This window comes from Agrobacterium tumefaciens (assembly GCF_013337285.1).
Classification (GTDB): domain Bacteria; phylum Pseudomonadota; class Alphaproteobacteria; order Rhizobiales; family Rhizobiaceae; genus Agrobacterium; species Agrobacterium burrii.
On the sequence record NZ_SUPW01000004.1, the window covers coordinates 1 to 19,300 of the forward strand.

Consider the following 19,300-nt stretch of genomic DNA (forward strand, 5'->3'; position numbering starts at 1 on the left):
TGCGCGCGCATTGTGACTCAACCCCGTAGAGGCACGGTGAGCATAATGTCCAATTCCCAATCGTGTTTCTGCGGGAATTCCAGCTTTCGACATTGCGATGAAGCTGGATTTGGCCATGATGCGCAAACCGCTCAGTTCAGAAGAAGGCCGCCGTGACCGCCGACCCTTTGCAGATACTCAAGACCATTTATGGCTATGATACATTCCGTGGACGGCAGGGCGAGATCATCCAGCATGTCATGGCGGGAAACAATGCTTTTGTCCTCATGCCGACGGGCGGCGGGAAGTCGCTTTGTTATCAGATTCCAGCGCTTGCCCGTGCGGGAATGGGACTGATCGTATCGCCGCTCATAGCGCTGATGGTCGATCAGGTGGCTGCCCTGCGTCAGGCCGGTGTGCGGGCCGAGGCGCTCAATTCCGATCTCTCTCCGGAACAGCGCCGCGCCCTCTGGCAGGATATGCGGGCCGGCAATGTCGATATTCTCTATGCTGCGCCGGAGACCCTTCTCAAGCCGGATGTTCTAGACGCGCTTCAATGCATTGACCTGTCGCTGATTGCGGTCGACGAGGCACATTGCCTGTCGCAATGGGGGCACGATTTCCGTCCGCCTTACCGCCAGCTCGACACACTGATCGAGCGTTTCCCCGATACACCGCGCATGGCGCTGACGGCGACTGCGGACGAGCCTACCCGTGCCGAGATAATCGGCCATCTGGGCATTGATGAAAAAGATGCTTTCATCGCCGGGTTCGACCGTCCCAACATCCGCTACGCGATCATGGAAAAGGACAATCCGCGCTCCCAGCTCAAACGTTTTCTCAACGGCCGGGAAAATGAAAGCGGCATCGTTTATTGCCTGTCGAAACGCAAGGTGGATGAAACGGCTGCGTGGCTGCGGGAAGAGGGGCGGGATGCGCTGCCCTATCATGCCGGCATGGATAAGGCTGCGCGCGAGAACAACCAGACCCGCTTCCAGCACGGTGAGGCAGTCATCATTGTCGCGACCGTCGCTTTCGGCATGGGCATCGACAAGCCGGATGTGCGTTTCGTGGTCCATATCGATCTGCCCGGCAGCATCGAGGCCTATTATCAGGAGACCGGCCGTGCCGGTCGTGATGGCCTGCCGTCCGACGTACTTATGCTCTACGGCTATGAAGACATCGCCCTGCGCAACCGCTTCATTGAAGAATCGGATGCCGCGGACCAACGCAAATATATGGAGCGCCAGAAGCTTGATTCACTGCTCGGCCTTGCGGAAACAGCCGGTTGCCGTCGGCAGGTGCTGCTCTCCTATTTCGGTGACCGGTGCGAGCCCTGTGGTAATTGTGATACCTGTGCGGAGCCGCCTGATCTGTTTGACGGCGCGATAGCCGCGCAAAAGCTGCTCTCCTGCATTTACCGCACCGGGGAACGTTTCGGTCAAGCCTATGTTATCCGCGTCTTGCTGGGAGTTGAGGATGAGCGGATCTCGCGTTTCGGGCATGATCAGATCACTACCTACGGGATCGGCAAAGAGCATGATAATCGCACCTGGCGCGCCATCTTGCGGCAGCTGGTTGCGCTGCGTCTGATCGAGGTGGATCTGTCCGGGCATGGCGGATTGTCGATTTCCGAAGAGGGAAGGCGGTTCCTGCGCGAAAAGCAGTCTCTGATGTTGAGAATTCCATCCGCGCCGCGTTCGGCCCGGCAGCAGACGCCGCGCAAGGCCGCTTCCACAGCTTTGCCGGAGGCCGATCGTGGTCTCTTTGAGGCACTGCGTGCAAAGCGCATGGAAATTGCCCGCGCGCAGAACGTTCCGCCCTATGTGATTTTCCACGACAAGACCCTCATTGAACTGGCTGCTGCAAAACCGGCCTCGGCGAGGGAGATGGCACAGATCCCCGGCGTCGGGGACACCAAGCTGGAGCGCTACGGCCCCGCCTTTCTGGAGGCGATCATGCAGCACGCCGCTGGCGAGTGACTGACAGATAAATTCCGCGAAGAGTTACTTCAGGATAGTAAGGTGAAGCGTAAAAGCTCAGCCTGTCGTGTCCTTGAACAGAACGTTCTGATCGATGAGATAGCGGGAAAACAGGGGCAGACTTGCCCCGCCAATCGCCCGGGCCTGGCTGCCGACCGCGCCCTCGATGATCTCCGGCAGCGTGACGCCCTGAAGATCGTGGTGTTTGAGGGCAAGCCGGGTGGCGACGACGATCCTCGTTCTGACCCATTCGGGAAAACCGCCATCGATGATGACGCTTGAAAAATCGATGATGGAGGCGGCGGCGATGACGGCCTGCGCCAAGGCGGCGGCCGTCTTGTTGATCCAGCTTTCCAGCGGTTCGCCGAAATCGATCCATTCGTCGGGTGAGAACCACAGGGGACGTGGATCTATACCTTTTTCGCGGAGCATATTTTCCAGAACGAAGATCGATGCGATTTTCAGAAGCTGAACCGTATTGCCATCCTGCCCCTGTACCGGCAGGGGGCCGATAGCACCGGCAGTACCCGTTTTTCCGGAAAACAGCGCTGAATTCAAAACGACGCCGCCGCCGATGAAGGAGCCGATAAAGATATAGAGAAAATCGGCGTAGTTCTGGCCGGCGCCAAAAACCAGTTCTGCACCGCAGGCACTGGTCGCATCATTCTGCAAAAAGACCGGGTAGCTGACGCTTTCGGCAATTTTGGAGCGGATATCAACATCCCGCCACCGTTCCATTTCGGCCTGCGGGGCGCCCACTTCCTGGGCCCAGTTCCACAACTCGAATGGGGCGGCAATGCCAACTCCGGTGATTTTTTGCCGTTCCTCGGGGGACAATTTCGATTCAATCTCGGTTATGCCGTCGATCACGAACGGCAATATCCATTCCGGCATGGGGTAGGGGTAAGTCTTGCGAAGCTTCAGTCTTATCCGGCCGACAAAATCCATCAGCACAAGATCGACACTACGCCGGCCGATTTTCACGCCGAAAGAGAAGACGGCGTCGGGATTGAGGCGCATCGGCGTCGATGGTTGCCCGACTTTTCCGCGCAACCTTTCACCACGAATGAGAAGTCCGTCTTTTTCCAGCGAACGCATGATGACCGAGACTGTCTGCGCCGACAGGCCGCAAAGTCTGGATATTTCGGCTTTCGACAATCCGCCATGGCGGCGAACGAGCGACAGTACCAGCCGCTCATTATAAGCGCGGACCCCGATCTGGTTGGCGCCGCCGCTCATATCCATAATGGTGGACGGCGCAGGCGGCGCCGTCTCGACAGACTGTCTCATAATGTCATCCTCCCGCCCGCTATATCCCTCACGACCGATACCTGCAGGCTTTATGGCAATCTTGCTATCGCAACGTAAACAGCGGTGGCGATATTCCTCCTTGCCACATATTAGAATGCCATATGGAATTAATAATTCAATCGGATTTATTTATTGACAGACGTTTCCTTTGGTGGTTCCATCTGGCCAACGATCATTTGTTCTCGGAGGAGACTAGATCGTCGGGTAACCGTCACGGTGCTCAAATATCCATTGGGAGGATCTCATGAAGACCACTGTTTCCGCTCTTCTGGGCGCGCTTGCGCTTGGCGTTTCTTTCGCTTCCGTCGCATCCGCGGCAGACACATCGGTTTGCCTCATTACCAAAACCGACACCAATCCCTTCTTCGTCAAGATGAAGGAAGGCGCGACCGCCAAAGCGAAAGAACTTGGCGTGACGCTGAAATCCTATGCCGGCAAGATCGACGGTGATTCCGAAAGCCAGGTTGCCGCGATCGAGACCTGCATCGCCGATGGCGCCAAGGGTATCCTGATTACCGCATCGGACACCAAGGGCATTGTTCCGGCCGTGCAGAAGGCACGTGATGCTGGCCTTCTGGTGATCGCTCTCGATACTCCTCTGGAGCCCGTCGATGCCGCCGATTCCACCTTCGCCACCGACAATCTTCTGGCTGGTGAGCTGATCGGCAAATGGGCCGCGGGCACCCTCGGCGACAAGGCCAAGGACGCGAAAATCGCCTTCCTCAACCTCACCCCCTCCCAGCCGACGGTGGATGTGCTGCGCAACCAGGGCTTCATGAAGGGCTTTGGCATCGACGTGAAGGACATCAACAAGATCGGTGATGAAACCGATCCGCGCATCGTTGGCCATGATGTCACCAATGGCAACGAAGAAGGTGGCCGCTCGGCCATGGAAAACCTGCTGCAGAAGGATCCGACCATCAACGTCGTTCACACCATCAATGAGCCTGCGGCTGCCGGCGCTTACGAGGCGCTGAAAGCGGTTGGCCGTGAGAAGGACGTTCTGATCGTTTCCGTCGATGGCGGTTGCCCGGGTGTCAAGAACGTCGCGGAAGGTGTGATCGGTGCAACCTCGCAGCAATATCCGCTGCTGATGGCGGCTCTCGGCGTCGAAGCCGTCAAGAAGTTTGCCGACACCGGCGAAAAGCCGAAGCCGACCGAAGGCAAGAACTTCGTCGACACCGGCGTGACGCTGGTAACCGACAAGCCGGTCAAGGGTCTCGACTCGATCGACACGAAGGAAGGTCTCAACAAGTGCTGGGGCTAAGGCTTTAGCGTTGAAACTCGCGGGGGCATTTTTGCCCCCGCCATTGGACCGGAATAATTTCAGGGACGATCCGGGGGATCGGACAAAGGAACAAACGAGCGCGCCGCGCGTCCCGCAGACACGAGATTGGCCCGCTTCACAACACTTTGAATCTGCGCATCATTCTCTTTGGAGATAGACCCGGTTTCAGGGCGGATGCGATAGAGCGATCGGGAGGAAAATCCATGAGCGATCAGCCGGTGCGGGCTCAGCCGCACAATGAATTCGAAAAAGTGCTGTCGGATAGTTCGACACAGGTCGCTGCTTTCGATACGCACGACAAAAGTATTCTGGAAAAATTCCAGTACTTTCTGCATTCCAGCCCGGCGGCCGTGCCGCTGATCGTGTTGGTTCTGTCATTGACTGTCTTCGGCATTACCCTTGGCGGCAAGTTTTTCTCGGCCTTCACGCTGACCCTTATCCTGCAGCAGGTCGCGATCGTCGGTATCGTCGGTGCAGCGCAGTCACTGGTCATTCTGACGGCAGGTATCGATCTTTCGGTCGGCGCGATCATGGTTCTGTCCTCAGTGATCATGGGACAATTTACTTTCCGCTATGGTCTGCCGGCGGAACTTTCCATTCTCTGTGGTCTCGCCGTCGGCGCATTTTGTGGCTTTATCAACGGCATACTTGTGTCGCGCATGCGTTTGCCGCCCTTCATCGTCACGCTCGGTATGTGGCAGATCGTGCTGGCGACGAATTTCCTCTATTCCGCAAACGAAACGATCCGCGCGCAGGATATCGCCCAGCAGGCACCCATCCTGCAATTCTTCGGCTATAATCTCCGTATCGGTAGCGCCGTTTTCACCTATGGTGTCATCGCCATGGTTCTGCTTGTTGCTCTGCTCTGGTATGTGCTCAACCGCACCGCCTGGGGCCGCCATCTTTATGCGGTGGGCGATGACCCGGATGCCGCCGAACTGGCCGGCGTTAACGTCAAGCGCATGCTGACGACCGTCTACACGCTGTCCGGCCTCATCTGTGCCTTCGCGGGCTGGGCGCTGATCGGCCGCATCGGTTCGGTTTCGCCGACCGCCGGTCAATTTGCCAATATCGAATCCATCACGGCTGTGGTCATTGGCGGCCTGTCGCTATTCGGCGGACGCGGCTCCATCATGGGCATGATCTTTGGCGCCTTGATCGTCGGTGTCTTTTCGCTCGGCCTCAGGCTCATCGGAACCGACCCACAATGGACCTATCTGTTGATCGGCGTCCTCATCATCATGGCTGTCGCAATCGACCAGTGGATCAGAAAGGTAGCAGGCTGATGACAAAAGAACCCATTCTCACAGCACGCAATCTCGTCAAACGCTATGGTCGTGTGACCGCGCTCGACCGTGCCGATTTCGACCTCTATCCGGGTGAAATTCTGGCCGTGATCGGTGACAATGGCGCCGGCAAATCCTCTCTCATCAAGGCTATCTCCGGTGCGGTAACGCCCGATGAGGGAGAGATAAAGCTTGAAGGCCAGACCGTGCAGTTCCGCTCACCGATCGAGGCGCGCAAGGCAGGTATCGAAACCGTCTATCAGAACCTTGCGCTGTCGCCGGCGCTTTCCATAGCCGACAATATGTTTCTCGGCCGGGAACTTCGCAAACCCGGCATTCAGGGCAGCCTGTTCCGGGCGCTGGACCGTCCGGCCATGGAGAAGTTCGCCCGCGATAAACTGTCGGAACTCGGCCTGATGACCATCCAGAACATCAATCAGGCCGTGGAAACCCTCTCCGGTGGCCAGCGCCAGGGTGTGGCGGTGGCACGTGCTGCGGCCTTCGGCTCCAAGGTCGTCATCCTCGACGAACCAACGGCCGCACTTGGTGTCAAGGAGAGCCGCCGCGTTCTTGAACTCATTCTCGATGTGCGCTCGCGAGGGATGCCGATCGTGCTTATCTCACACAACATGCCGCATGTGTTCGAGGTTGCGGACCGCATCCACATTCACCGGCTGGGCAAGCGCCTGTGCGTCATCAATCCGAAGGACTATTCCATGTCCGACGCCGTCGCTTTCATGACCGGTGCAAAGGAAGCGCCGAAGGAAACGCTTGCCGCATGACGCTGAAGCTTGAGACGATCGCCGAAGACGTTCTTCGGCGGGCAGACGGTAAATTCCGTTTTATCATTGCCATTGCCGGTCCCCCTGGGGCCGGCAAATCCACGCTGGCGGATGCGCTTTGTGATGCTTTGCTGGCGCGGGGCGAAACGGCCGCCGTGCTGCCCATGGATGGCTTCCATATGGACAACGGCATCCTTGAAGAGCGAGGGCTGCTGTCGCGCAAGGGCGCGCCCGAAACCTTCGATGTGCGTGGCTTCCTCGATATCGTCTCCGCCGTCCGCAAGGGCGGGCAGGAGGTGCTTGTTCCGGTTTTTGACCGCTCCCGGGAAATCGCCATTGCGTCCGCCCGCGCTATCGTACCTGAGACACGCTTCATCCTGGCTGAAGGCAATTATCTGCTACTGAACGAGGCGCCGTGGACGAGGCTTTCCGAGAGCTTCGACCTCACCATTTTCGTCGGGCCGTCTGTCGCAGTCCTTGAAGAGAGGCTGCGGAAGAGATGGCAGGGTTACGGTCTCGATGCGGCTGCGATCCACGCCAAACTGTTTGAAAACGATCTTCCGAACGGCAAAAGGGTGATCGAGAACACCCGCCCCGCTGATATTCACATCGATATCTGGGAATAGATTAACGCTTTTCCGTCCTTCAGCGGCAAGGCGCATTTGCCGTTAAGCCTTTGTTGACCATGTGTTGAATCTTTTTGATCCACAGGGTGGGGCTTTTGTGTGTCTATTCATTGACGCAAAAATTTCCTCATATACTATATGTGGTGTTCAAGGTTCTTCCGATTCGCAAGGATTGGGAGCTAAGACGGGAATTCGGTGCGCAACGCCATCATGGTGGAGCAATGCCGAAACTGCCCCCGCAACTGTAAGCGGTGAGCATCGTTCCGATTTGAGCCACTGGAGTCAAAAACTCCGGGAAGGCCGGGATAGATGTTGTGACCCGCAAGTCAGGAGACCTGCCTTGAGCGCAAACGTCCACGGGCGGGGTGTCCGGAAGGAAGGTATGGCGCAAATGAATTGCGTTCGCCCTTTTCTGCCCCCTCCAGAACAAGCTTCGGGGTGAAGTCATGCCAGTGCATTTTTTTGAATTCCTGCGCTCGTCGGCGTAGAGAGTGATTTTTTGCGGCTGAGTTACAGGCCGTTCGCCTCACCTGAATGACAGACCCGTCGCCAGCCGATTGCGACTGCAATCGGCAATGTTGAGCCGTGCGTGAAAGCGGCTTCGAAAGAGGAAATTATGACCGTCACCGTTTACAGCAAGCCCGCCTGCGTCCAATGCACCGCCACCTATCGTGCGCTGGACCGCATCGGCGTCCCCTATGAAATCGTCGATATTTCCGAAGATGCGGATGCGCTCGATCATGTCCGGGGTCTCGGTTACATGCAGGTTCCCGTGGTCGTCGCCGGCGAACGCCATTGGGCGGGTTTCCGGCCGGATATGATCGGCGCGATCAGCTAAGGCGGCAGCGTGATGGGGCTGATCGTTTATTATTCCAGCCGCTCTGAAAACACGCATCGTTTCCTTCTGAAACTGGGGCGGCGATTGTTTCGCCTGCCGCTCGGCGCCGAGGAGGACGTGCCTCATGTGTCTGAGCCATATGTGCTGGTCACCCCCACCTATGGGGGCGGCGGCACCAAAGGGGCCGTGCCGAAGCCGGTCATCCGGTTTTTGAACGAGCCCTCCAACCGAAATCTCATTCGCGGCGTCATCGCGGCGGGAAATACGAATTTTGGCGCAGCCTTCGCATCCGCCGGAGATATCGTCGCGCGCAAATGCGCCGTGCCGTTTCTCTACCGTTTCGAGCTTCTCGGCACGGAGGAAGATGTCGCCAACGTCAAACATGGATTGGAACGATTTTGGACACGCTGACCTCGAGCGCCGCGCTCAACAAGGACGCCAAACAGCCGGCAGCCATAACCCAGAAACCGCTGGATGCGGGCCTGGACTACCACGCGCTGAACGCGATGCTGAACCTCTATGACGAGAACGGAAAGATCCAGCTCGACAAGGATCGCCTTGCGGCCAAACAATACTTCCTCCAGCACGTCAACCAGAATACCGTCTTCTTTCATAACCTACGGGAAAAGATCGATTATCTGGTGACGGAGGGATATTACGAACAGGAGGTGCTGGATCAGTATTCCTTCAATTTCGTCCGCGATCTATACGACGAGGCCTATACCCGGAAATTCCGCTTTCCGACTTTTCTCGGGGCGTTCAAATATTACACCTCCTATACGCTCAAGACCTTCGACGGAAAGCGTTATCTAGAGCGCTACGAGGACCGCGTCTGCATGGTGGCGCTGGCTCTGGCGCGCGGCGACGAACAGCTTGCCCGCGATCTGATGGACGAGATCATTTCCGGCCGCTTCCAGCCGGCGACCCCCACTTTCCTGAACGCCGGCAAAAAAAGCCGTGGCGAACTGGTTTCGTGTTTTCTGCTGCGCGTGGAAGACAATATGGAAAGCATCGGCCGCTCCATCAATTCGGCCCTGCAGCTTTCCAAGCGCGGTGGCGGCGTGGCGCTGTCCCTGACCAATATTCGCGAGTTCGGAGCGCCGATCAAGCAGATCGAAAACCAGTCTTCCGGCGTCATTCCCGTCATGAAGCTATTGGAAGACAGCTTTTCCTATGCCAACCAGCTTGGTGCGCGTCAGGGTGCGGGCGCGGTCTATCTGCATGCCCACCACCCGGATATCATGCGTTTCCTCGATACCAAGCGCGAAAACGCCGACGAAAAAATCCGTATCAAGACCCTGTCGCTCGGCGTGGTAATCCCTGACATCACCTTCGAACTCGCCCGCAACAACGAGGATATGTACCTGTTCTCGCCCTATGATGTGGAGCGGGTTTACGGCGTGCCGTTGACCGAGATTTCGGTCAGCGAAAAATATCATGAGATGGTCGCGGATAGTCGCATCCGCAAGAAGAAGATCAAGGCGCGCGAATTCTTCCAGGTGATCGCCGAAATCCAGTTCGAGAGCGGTTATCCCTACATCATGTTCGAAGATACGGTGAACCGCGCCAATCCGATCGCCGGCCGCATCAGCATGAGCAATCTCTGCTCGGAAATCCTGCAGGTCAGCGAGGCGAGCGAGTTCAATGCCGATCTTTCCTACAGCCATATGGGCAAGGATATTTCCTGCAATCTTGGCTCGCTCAACATAGCCTCGGCGATGGATTCGGCCGATTTCGGCAAGACGATCGAGACCTCCATCCGGGCGCTGACGGCAGTATCGGACATGAGCCACATTTCCTCCGTCCCCTCGGTGGAAAAGGGCAATGACGCCAGCCACGCCATCGGGCTGGGCCAGATGAACCTGCACGGTTATCTGGCACGCGAACGCATCTTTTATGGTTCCGAAGAGGGCGTCGATTTCACCAATATCTATTTCTACACCGTGACCTATCACGCCATCCGCGCCAGCAATCGTATTGCTGCGGAAAGGGGCGAAAGCTTCAAGGGCTTTGAAAATTCAAAATATGCCTCCGGCGACTATTTCGACAAATATACCGACCGGGAATGGCTGCCTGCGACGGAAAAGGTCCGAGAGCTGTTCGAAAAAGCCGGCATTGCCATTCCGACGCAGGAGGACTGGACGGCGTTGAAGCAGGATGTGATGGCATCCGGTCTTTATAACCAAAACCTTCAGGCCGTACCGCCTACTGGCTCGATCTCCTATATCAACCACTCCACCTCTTCCATTCATCCGATCGTCTCGAAGATTGAAATCCGTAAAGAGGGCAAGATTGGCCGCGTTTATTACCCGGCTTCCTACCTCTCGAACGACAATCTCGAATATTATCAGGACGCCTACGAGATCGGTCCTGACAAGATCATCGATACCTATGCGGCAGCCACCCAGCATGTCGATCAGGGCCTGTCGCTGACGCTGTTCTTCCGCGATACGGCGACGACACGCGATATCAACCGGGCGCAGATCTACGCCTGGAAGAAGGGCATCAAGACCATCTATTACATCCGTTTGCGCCAGATGGCGCTGGAAGGCACGCAGGTTCAGGGCTGCGTCTCCTGCACGCTCTGAATTGAGGGACTAAACAATGAACATTGCCGTAAAACCCGCGTCCCGCATTCGCGCGGTCAACTGGAACCGCATTGAGGATGACAAGGATCTTGAAGTCTGGAACCGCCTGACCTCGAATTTCTGGCTTCCGGAAAAAGTGCCGCTTTCCAACGACATTCCCTCATGGGGAACGTTGAAACCGGAAGAGCAGAAGCTGACGATCCGTGTCTTCACCGGGCTGACCTTGCTCGACACCATCCAGAACGGTGTCGGCGCCGTGCGGCTGATGGCGGATTCGGCAACACCGCATGAGGAGGCGGTGCTTTCCAACATCTCCTTCATGGAGGCCGTGCATGCTCGCTCTTACTCTTCGATTTTCTCGACGCTTTGCTCCACGCCTGACGTCGATGATGCCTATCGTTGGTCGGAGGAAAACGAGTTCCTGCAACGCAAATCCGCGCTCATCATGCGGGAATATGACAGCGGTGATCCGCTGAAAAAGAAGATCGCCAGCGTGTTTCTGGAAAGCTTCCTGTTCTATTCCGGCTTCTACCTGCCGATGTTCTGGTCAAGCCGCGCCAAGCTCACCAACACGGCGGATCTGATCCGTCTGATCATCCGCGACGAGGCCGTGCACGGCTATTATATCGGCTACAAGTTCCAGCGGGCGCTGGATCGTCTGGGCGAGGCACAAAGACAGGAGATCAAGGACTTCGCCTTCGATTTCTTGCTCGAGCTTTACGACAACGAAGCGAAATATACCGAAGACCTCTATGACGGCGTCGGTCTGACCGAGGACGTCAAGCAGTTCCTGCATTACAATGCCAACAAGGCCTTGATGAATCTGGGTTACGAAGCGCTGTTTCCGGCCGAGGCCTGCCGGGTCAACCCGGCGATCCTCTCGGCACTCTCACCCAATGCCGATGAAAACCACGACTTCTTCTCCGGTTCCGGCTCGTCCTATGTCATCGGCAAGGCTGTTGCCACCGAAGACGAAGACTGGGATTTCTGAAACCAGAGGCCGGGAAGAACCCGCAGAAGCTACTGCGGGTTCACCACCTGGCTTGCAAGGCGGAAGGGGCTGGACACGGTTGCGCCGATCGCATCGAAAACGAAGGCACCCGCACTGTTGATATCGCCCCCGCGCCTGCTGGATTCCAGCTGCGGCACCATTGACGCCAGCGCGGCATAGCGGTCGTGATTGAGCGGGTCCGACGCCTCCAGATTGGAAATGTCGATGAACTGTACGCCCTCCTTCAGGGCGGCTTCCTGTACCTGTGGGTCGGTCACATCCAGCGCGCCGATGCGGGTAACATCCGCGCCCAAAATGGAGGATGCCTTCAGGGCGCGGTCGTCCTTGGAGACGAGAACGGTGAGCGGCGGGTTGAGCCGGCCGACCACCTCGATCTGTTTGCGAAACACATCGGCGTCGATGTCAGGTGCTGCCAGCACCACCTGCAGCTTGGCGAGCACGTCGTTCCTGCCCTGCAAGCGCAACTGTCGCAGCGCCTCCATGACCAGCCAGCCACCCATGCTGTGGCCAAACACAACAACGCTTTTTCGCGGGGTCTGCCGGGTAAGGTCGATCAGCACACCCGCCAGCGCATCACGCGAGAAGGTCGCCGATTCCTTGTCGGCCACGTAACCGGTGACGTTGGCCTGCGATGGCCAGGAGAACACCAGCGGCACGCCATCCATCTTGGCATCGGCAGCCATTTGCGCGGCGCGGAACAGGGCTTCCTGATAGCTGTAATTATAACCATGCACAAAAAGCGCGATCTGCTTGCCGGACCGGGCGACGTCGCCAAGATCGGCATTGAAGCTCGGCTTCGTCAGCATATCGGCGCGGGTAACGACAAAATCCTTGTTCGGATCCGGCTTGCCGCTGGCCCACTCGATTTTTCCACTTTTATGAGTAGGAGGAATAGAAATGTCGAAGCTTGCATAATTCGGCTCCATTGCCCGCTCCGTGCCAAACCCCTTTTTCGCGTCGGTGTTTTTCTCCCGCGTGCTCACCACATAGGCCGTCACGATTTTCGTGCCGTGAGCCTTGGTGTTTACGGCCTGCAGCACGTCCGCCCCCGGCCTGCCCGCACAGGATGAAAGAAGACCGAGAGTGAGAAGCAGCGAAAAGATCAGGCGCATGAATGGGCTACCGATGATAAGGAACGGCTCATAAATAACCGGCCGTCCGAAAAGTTGCTACTGGAGAATGAATTGCCTTGCTGTGACGGTCTTCGACGCGGATGGACATTCCACTGCTTGCCATCCGGCCATGTTCGTTTTAGGCCGTACAGATGACGAACAAGGTGTCGCTTTTACGGCTGAAACTCACGGACTTCCGCAACTATACGGCGGCGTCGCTCACACTTGATGATCGCCATGTTGTGCTGACCGGCGATAATGGCTCAGGCAAGACCAATCTGCTGGAGGCCGTCTCGTTTCTTTCACCCGGCAGGGGCCTTCGCCGGGCCACCTTGTCCGATGTTACCCGCGTCGGCGCGGACGCCGGGTTCTCGATCTTCGCCGATGTCGAAGGCATGGATGGCGAAGTGGCCATCGGCACCGGGATTGAAGGTGATGGCGACGTGGTGTCGCGTCGCTTGCGGCTGAACGGCACATCGGTAAAATCCGTCGACGAACTGACCGATCATCTGCGCGTGCTGTGGCTGACGCCCGCCATGGACGGCCTCTTCACCGGCTCGTCATCGGACCGCCGGCGTTTTCTCGACCGGCTGGTGCTGTCGCTCGATCCCGCCCATGGCAGGCGGGCAAGCGATTTCGAAAAGGCCATGCGCGGCCGCAATCGCCTGCTGTCGGAAGGCCGTTTTGATCCGGTCTGGCTGGACGGCATCGAAAAACAGATGGCCGAACTCGGCATTTCCATGGCGGTTGCCCGTTATGAAATGCTTGGCCTGTTGAAGACCCTGATTGAGGGCCGGGCCGGCAACGCAGCTTTCCCCTCTGCGGCGCTTTCGCTCTCCGGCTTCATGGATGACGGGCTTCATCGGCCGGCCGTCGATCTGGAAGACGAATATGGTCTAATGCTGCGGGAGGGCCGGTATCGGGACGCGGCGGCAGGCCGCACGTTGGACGGCCCGCATCGCGTCGATCTCTTCGTGCGCCATGCGGAAAAGAATATGGAAGCCGAACGCTGTTCAACGGGGGAGCAGAAGGCGCTTCTTGTCGGGCTGGTGCTTGCCCATGCGCAGCTGACCGCGAATATGACCGGACATGCGCCCATTCTGCTCCTGGACGAAATCGCCGCCCATCTGGACGAGGGCAGGCGGGCCGCTTTGTTCGATCTCATCCACGCGCTCGGCGGCCAGAGTTTCATGACCGGAACGGATGCGGCCATGTTCTCCGCCCTTGGTGAGCGGGCGCAGTTCTTCAATGTTTCCCACGGGAGCGTCACAGTATGACGGCTAAGAGATGGAGGACGACATGGACCCGCTGAGCCCGGAAGAAATCGAACGCTACAAACGCCACATCCTGTTGCCCGAAATCGGCGGTGCCGGTCAGCAGCGGCTGAAGGCAGCGCGCGTGCTGGTCATTGGAGCAGGTGGGCTCGGAGCGCCCGTCCTTCATTATCTTGCCGCCGCGGGTGTCGGCACGCTCGGCATGATCGACGACGATGTGGTCTCCCTGTCCAACCTCCAGCGGCAGGTGATCCACGATACCGGCACGATCGGTGAGCTGAAAACGCAAAGCGCCCGCAAGGCCATTGCCCGGCTCAACCCGCAGGTCCGCACGCTGGCTTATGAGGAACGTTTTTCGCAGGTCTGGGCGCATGACCACCTGCCATCCTTCGATCTCCTGATCGACGGCTCGGACAATTTTGAAACGCGTTATGCCGCCGCCGATGCGGCGGAAGCTGCGAAAAGGCCGCTGGTGACGGGCGCGGTCGGTCGTTTCGATGGGTCGGTCACGGTGCTGAAGCCCTATGAGACCAATGCGGAAGGCACTCTGTTGCCGGGTTACCGCGATCTGTTTCCGGAACCGCCGCCGCAGGGTCTCATTCCCAATTGCGCGGAAACCGGCATCGTCGGCGCGCTGACCGGGGTTATCGGCACCCTCATGGCCATGGAGGCGATCAAGGTGATCACCGGTGCCGGTGAGCCGCTGATCGGTCGCCTGCTGCTCTATGACGCACTGTCGGCCCGTTTTGAAACCGTGCGTTACAAGCGCCGGCCAGCCGGAAAGAAGTTATGATCGAGATCGCAAAAGTTGGGGAAGAATTCGATCGCTGGCGGGAATTGCTGGCGCTCATCATGGCGTCCTTTGCCTATATGGATGGCGTCATCGACCCGCCATCCTCGGCCCATCGCCTGACACTGGAAAATCTTGCCGAAAAAGCGAGGGCGGAGATTGCTTTCGTGGCGCTTGATGGTGATGAACTGTTGGGCTGCCTGTTTTGCCGGCCGGAGCCGCCGGCCTGTCTTTATGTCGGCAAGCTGTGTGTTTCCCCGAAAGCGCAGGGAAAGGGCATCGGCAGGATGCTGCTTGAAAGAGCTGAAGCATTGGCCAGCGAATTGGCACTGCCGACGCTACGCTTGGAAACACGCATCGAACTTGGTGCCAATCATGCCAAATTCGCCGCCTGGGGTTTCGTCAGGACCGCTGAAAATGCCCATGCCGGTTATGATCGAATAACTTCGATTGAAATGACGAAATTTCTTGGCTGAGGCTGCCTAATTCTGCCCTGCGCTAATCCGGTCCGGGACGGCCGAAAAAGCCCGTGGATAGAGGCATGACGCCCCTATCGTAAAAGGCCGGACTGAAGCATCTGCGAGAGAAAGACAGAAGAGACGCGGTCAGCGCCGGTCTGTGGCTGGACTTCGGTTGACCCCACCCGCCAGATGCCTTTATCCGGCCCACTGAAGAGCTGCATTTCCGTCGTGACCTTGTAGGTGAGTGGAGCCGCCTTCGTGGCCTCGACCATCTGCTTCATAAGTTTCGCGGAAGGCATGCGGGTTTTATCGCCAATATCGTCCGCATTTGCGTTGGCCTTCAGCCGCTGGAACGCAGGCCCGACATCCGGCAGGGAGCAGTTCATCTTTATCCGCGCTACAAAGAGGCCCGAGGGCGATTGGGAACCGATACGCGCAGGCTCGGCCTCACAGCGCACCCGCTCCGTGCTCGCCACCCAGAGCCGTGCAAACTGGTCGGACTGCTCGTTTGTGGTTCCCTTGGGAGCGTGCATGCCCTTGTATTTGCGCTGCCACGCGACCGGATTGGTAACCAGATCCATGTTGATGTAGCGCGGGCCATTGCCCGAAGCTCCCCATTCCTTGTTCAGGCGAACCATGCTGGCGCGATCAAAATTCAGCCAGGCGCGATAATAGAGTTCCGCGGTTTCTTCGGGTGAGGGCGAAGCCGCCTGGGCCGGGCCGCTGACCAGAACGAGCATGACGGATATGAGCAGCAAAAACTTCGCCTGAATTCTCATGGAATTCTCCCTCACACGTGAAAATCGGACAACGCTTGCCTTGGCCAGCTCAGCTCCGCCCCGGCAGCACCCGGTTCGGCGGGCGGTGCCCGTCGAAGAGCGTGCGGATGTTGATGATGACCTTGTCGCCCATCTCGATGCGGCCTTCGATGGTCGCGGAGCCCATATGCGGCAGCAATACGACCCTGCCTTCCTTGGCGAGCTTGATGAGCTTGGGGTTCACCGCAGGCTCGTTCTCATAGACATCGAGGCCGGCGCCGGCGATCTTTCCCTCGCGCAGGCATTGGATCATCGCCGCTTCGTCGATGATATCGCCACGCGCGGTATTAACGATGTAGCTGGTCGGCTGCATCAACGCCAGGCGCCGCGCCGAGATCAGGTGATAGGTCGCAGGTGTCGAGGGGCAATTGACGGAAACGATATCCACCCGCGCCAGCATCTGGTCGAGGCTGTCCCAATAGGTTGCCTCAAGCTCCGCCTCCGTCGCCGGGCTGACGCGTTTGCGGTTGTGATAATGAATGGAAAGCCCAAAGGCCTTGGCGCGCCGCGCAACCGCGGTTCCGATCCGGCCCATGCCGACAATGCCGATACGTTTTCCGGAAATGCGCCGCCCGAGCATCCAGGTCGGCGACCAGCCCAGCCATTCGTCCGAGCCATTGGCAAGCACGCGCGTGCCTTCGATCATGCGGCGCGGCACGGCCAGCACCAGCGCCATGGTGATGTCGGCGCTATCCTCGGTCAGCACATTCGGCGTATTGGTGACAGTGATACCTTTTCTGGCGGCGGCATCGACATCCACATGGTCTATGCCGTTGGAAAAGCTGGCGATCAGCTTCAGTTGCGGCCCGGCCTTCTCGATCATGGCGGCAGTGATGCGGTCGGTCACGGTCGGCACCAGCACATCGACCCGCTGCATGGCGGCGACAAGCTCTTCCTCGTTGCGCTGCGTATCGTCGATATTCAGTTCGGCATCGAAGAGTTCGCGCATTCTGGTTTCGACGACGTCAGGCAATTTGCGGGTGATATAAACTGTCGGTCTCTTCTTGTGGGTCATCGTTTGCCGCTGCCTTGTTCAGAAGTCATTAACCAGAAAGAGCGATAATTTCTCTCAATCAGGGCGTTTCTACCAGACCCGCCGGCGAAGACAAACAAAACTCGCCGAGGCTCGAGGCATGTGGAAACGAGCCTCCTCGAATATCATCCGGTTTGCAGAAGGCGGGAAACGGAAATGGGCATGCGCAGTGTGGTTTTTATCGTTTGCATTGCATTGTCTTTGGGCCTCTTTGGTACGGCAACCGAAGCCATGGCGCAGGGTGCCGCCAAGGGCGCAAGCGGCTTGCCCTTGCCGCGTTTTGTCAGCCTGAAATCCAGGCGCGTCAATATGCGCATCGGCCCCAGCACGGATTATGCCGTGTCGTGGATGTATATGAAATCGGGAATGCCGGTCGAAATCATCCAGGAATATGAAAACTGGCGGCGCATCCGTGACGCCGATGGCACGGAAGGCTGGGTCAACCAGGCGCTGCTGTCGGGCGAGCGCACGGCCGTTGCCGCGCCGTGGATGCGCGGCAAGGGCAAGGACGTTTACGTCAACATGCGCCGCGATGCGCAGTCGGGCGCTTCGGTCATTGCCCGGCTGGAGCCGGGCGTCGTCTTCAGGATCGGCGAATGCAATGGCGACTGGTGCCGTGCCGAGGCCGGTCAGGCCTCGGGCTGGGTATCACAGGGCGAAATCTGGGGTGCTTATCCCGGAGAGGCCTTTAAATAAGGCCGTGCTTTGCGCCAAGCGCCTTGAGCGATGACATCGGGCGCGGCCCGACCTGCTGAATGACGGCGGCGGCCGCAAGGCAGCCGAGCTTGCCGCAATCTTCGAGCGAGCGGTCCTGCGTATAACCGAACAGGAAGCCGGCGGCGAAAAGATCACCTGCACCTGTCGTATCGACCACATCATGCACGGGATAGGCCTCTACCTTCACACGCTCAGTGCCGCGCAGGATAACAGCACCTTCTTCGCTCATCGTCACCGCCGCGATCTTGCAATCGGCGGCGATTTTCGTCAGCGCCAGCTCGAAATCGTCGGTTTCGTAAAGCGAAAGCGCTTCCTGCTTGTTGGCGAAAACGATGTCCACCGTGCCGGAGCGCATCAGGTCGAGAAATTCCTCGCGGTAACGGCCGACGCAGAAACTGTCGGACAGCGTCATGGAAACTTCGCGGCCATTTTCATGCGCAATGCGGGCGCATTCGCGAATGGCGTCCTTGGCGCGCGGCGGATCCCACAGGTAACCTTCGAAATAGGTGACCTTGGTCTGCGCCACGACGTCGTCTTCGACGTCTTCAGGGCCAAGATCGACGCAAGCGCCAAGATAGGTGTTCATCGAACGCTCGCCGTCTTCGGTGACGAAGATCATCGAACGGGCGGTCGGCGGAAACGTGCCTTCCGGCTTCGTTTCGAAATAGACGCCCTGCGCGCGGATATCGTGCTGGAAGATTTCTCCGAGCTGGTCTTCGGCGACCTTGCCGAAATAGGCGGCCTTGCCGCCGAAATTCGCAACGCCCGCGGCCGTGTTGCCGGCACTTCCGCCAGAGGCTTCGAGAGCCGGCCCCATCAGCGAATAAAGCAGCTCGGCCCGTTCCGCATCGATGAGGTTCATCGCGCCTTTGGTAATGGCATTGTCGTTGAGAAAGCGATCATCGCAGCGAGAGATGATGTCGACGATGGCATTGCCGACAGTCAGTACGTCGAATTTCGTCATAGGCCCTATCCGGTTCGCACGAGGTGTGTGCGTATTTTTTAAACGGTCTTAAACATTTCTGGCGGCAAGAAAAGCCCAAAGGGAAAATATGCGGTTCTCCCCCCAAGAAGACGAAACACGTCATTTGCCTGTAATGTGGTTAAGCTATTGCTCCTTTCAGAGCAAAAGGTGTGTGAATGCGTACCGGAATGGAAGACATGATGGTCTTCTGGCTCAACCGTTATCTCCGCCACGGATGTACTGGCGGCGTATAACGGACATAAAAGGCGGGGGAAACCCCGCTTTTTCTTTTGGTGTGACACCACGGAATGCGGTTTGCACGCAGCGGCGAGCCCTCTCGGTGAAGGCACTCAATCGGTCTGTCTCCTGCGTTGCAGGCAATCCGCAATTGGGCGAAAACAAGGAAGTGCCGCGTTTTCGCGATTCCATTTCGGTGGAA

18 protein-coding genes and 1 riboswitch are annotated in these 19,300 nt (G+C 58.1%); of the genes, 13 read left to right on the forward strand and 5 right to left on the reverse strand.

The window, feature by feature from the left end:
* Nucleotides 1-152: 152 nt before the first annotated feature.
* On the forward strand, nt 153-1,961 hold the full coding sequence (gene recQ, locus FCH38_RS12870) for a DNA helicase RecQ (RefSeq protein ID WP_174374025.1): 1,809 nt from the start codon (nt 153-155) through the stop codon (nt 1,959-1,961).
* Nucleotides 1,962-2,018: 57 nt separating this feature from the next.
* Here recQ and FCH38_RS12875 read toward each other — a convergent pair whose 3' ends face one another.
* Entirely contained in the window at nt 2,019-3,251 is a 1,233-nt protein-coding gene (locus FCH38_RS12875; RefSeq protein WP_149898166.1) for an ROK family transcriptional regulator, read from the reverse strand.
* A gap of 265 nt (nt 3,252-3,516) precedes the next feature.
* Between FCH38_RS12875 and FCH38_RS12880 the strand changes: the two genes are divergently transcribed.
* The 8 genes from FCH38_RS12880 to nrdF all read left to right on the forward strand — a co-directional run bounded on the left by FCH38_RS12880 (nt 3,517) and on the right by nrdF (nt 11,671).
* A complete protein-coding gene (locus FCH38_RS12880) occupies nt 3,517-4,539 on the forward strand; it encodes a sugar ABC transporter substrate-binding protein (RefSeq protein WP_149898167.1) in 1,023 nt (340 codons plus the stop codon).
* 224 nt (nt 4,540-4,763) lie between these two features.
* A complete protein-coding gene (locus FCH38_RS12885) occupies nt 4,764-5,846 on the forward strand; it encodes an ABC transporter permease (RefSeq protein ID WP_153515352.1) in 1,083 nt (360 codons plus the stop codon).
* A complete protein-coding gene (locus FCH38_RS12890) occupies nt 5,846-6,628 on the forward strand; it encodes an ATP-binding cassette domain-containing protein (RefSeq protein ID WP_149898169.1) in 783 nt (260 codons plus the stop codon). The genes FCH38_RS12885 and FCH38_RS12890 overlap by 1 nt, the downstream gene beginning before the upstream one ends.
* Nucleotides 6,625-7,254 (forward strand): nucleoside triphosphate hydrolase, encoded by a 630-nt coding sequence (locus tag FCH38_RS12895; RefSeq protein ID WP_153515351.1) that lies wholly within the window; start codon nt 6,625-6,627, stop codon nt 7,252-7,254. The genes FCH38_RS12890 and FCH38_RS12895 overlap by 4 nt, the downstream gene beginning before the upstream one ends.
* Nucleotides 7,255-7,387: 133 nt before the next feature.
* Nucleotides 7,388-7,611: riboswitch (cobalamin riboswitch) on the forward strand.
* Between the two features lie 259 nt (nt 7,612-7,870).
* The gene (gene nrdH, locus FCH38_RS12900) at nt 7,871-8,092 is read left to right on the forward strand and encodes a glutaredoxin-like protein NrdH (protein WP_046799096.1); all 222 of its coding nucleotides are present in this window, start codon (nt 7,871-7,873) and stop codon (nt 8,090-8,092) included.
* Nucleotides 8,093-8,104: 12 nt separating this feature from the next.
* Entirely contained in the window at nt 8,105-8,503 is a 399-nt protein-coding gene (gene nrdI, locus FCH38_RS12905) for a class Ib ribonucleoside-diphosphate reductase assembly flavoprotein NrdI (protein ID WP_153515350.1), read from the forward strand.
* A complete protein-coding gene (gene nrdE / locus FCH38_RS12910) occupies nt 8,491-10,680 on the forward strand; it encodes a class 1b ribonucleoside-diphosphate reductase subunit alpha (RefSeq protein WP_153515349.1) in 2,190 nt (729 codons plus the stop codon). The genes nrdI and nrdE overlap by 13 nt, the downstream gene beginning before the upstream one ends.
* Before the next feature lie 16 nt (nt 10,681-10,696).
* Nucleotides 10,697-11,671 (forward strand): class 1b ribonucleoside-diphosphate reductase subunit beta, encoded by a 975-nt coding sequence (nrdF, locus tag FCH38_RS12915; protein WP_153515348.1) that lies wholly within the window; start codon nt 10,697-10,699, stop codon nt 11,669-11,671.
* A gap of 29 nt (nt 11,672-11,700) precedes the next feature.
* Here the strand turns inward: nrdF and FCH38_RS12920 are convergent, their stop codons facing one another.
* Entirely contained in the window at nt 11,701-12,804 is a 1,104-nt protein-coding gene (locus FCH38_RS12920) for an alpha/beta hydrolase (protein ID WP_153515347.1), read from the reverse strand.
* A gap of 152 nt (nt 12,805-12,956) precedes the next feature.
* Between FCH38_RS12920 and recF the strand changes: the two genes are divergently transcribed.
* From recF to FCH38_RS12935, 3 genes are read left to right on the forward strand one after another with little or no spacing between them, the layout of a single operon-like run.
* Nucleotides 12,957-14,081, forward strand: coding sequence for a DNA replication/repair protein RecF (recF, locus tag FCH38_RS12925; RefSeq protein WP_153515346.1), 1,125 nt, complete (start codon nt 12,957-12,959; stop codon nt 14,079-14,081).
* 22 nt (nt 14,082-14,103) lie between these two features.
* Nucleotides 14,104-14,871, forward strand: a complete 768-nt coding sequence (locus FCH38_RS12930) for a molybdopterin-synthase adenylyltransferase MoeB (protein WP_174374026.1) — start codon at nt 14,104-14,106, stop codon at nt 14,869-14,871.
* Nucleotides 14,868-15,344 (forward strand): GNAT family N-acetyltransferase, encoded by a 477-nt coding sequence (locus FCH38_RS12935; protein ID WP_174374027.1) that lies wholly within the window; start codon nt 14,868-14,870, stop codon nt 15,342-15,344. The genes FCH38_RS12930 and FCH38_RS12935 overlap by 4 nt, the downstream gene beginning before the upstream one ends.
* A gap of 74 nt (nt 15,345-15,418) precedes the next feature.
* Here FCH38_RS12935 and FCH38_RS12940 read toward each other — a convergent pair whose 3' ends face one another.
* Entirely contained in the window at nt 15,419-16,108 is a 690-nt protein-coding gene (locus tag FCH38_RS12940) for a hypothetical protein (RefSeq protein ID WP_174374028.1), read from the reverse strand.
* A 49-nt stretch (nt 16,109-16,157) separates the two neighbouring features.
* Nucleotides 16,158-17,162 carry a 2-hydroxyacid dehydrogenase gene (locus FCH38_RS12945; RefSeq protein WP_149898179.1) on the reverse strand — a complete coding sequence of 335 codons (1,005 nt, stop codon included), beginning with the start codon at nt 17,160-17,162 and terminating at the stop codon, nt 16,158-16,160.
* Between the two features lie 180 nt (nt 17,163-17,342).
* Here FCH38_RS12945 and FCH38_RS12950 point away from each other — a divergent pair, with 180 nt between their 5' ends.
* Entirely contained in the window at nt 17,343-17,876 is a 534-nt protein-coding gene (locus FCH38_RS12950; protein WP_174374029.1) for an SH3 domain-containing protein, read from the forward strand.
* Here the strand turns inward: FCH38_RS12950 and FCH38_RS12955 are convergent.
* Complete coding sequence (locus FCH38_RS12955; protein ID WP_046799104.1) at nt 17,869-18,861, reverse strand: adenosine kinase; 993 nt, start codon at nt 18,859-18,861, stop codon at nt 17,869-17,871. The genes FCH38_RS12950 and FCH38_RS12955 overlap by 8 nt on opposite strands.
* Nucleotides 18,862-19,300: the final 439 nt, after the last annotated feature.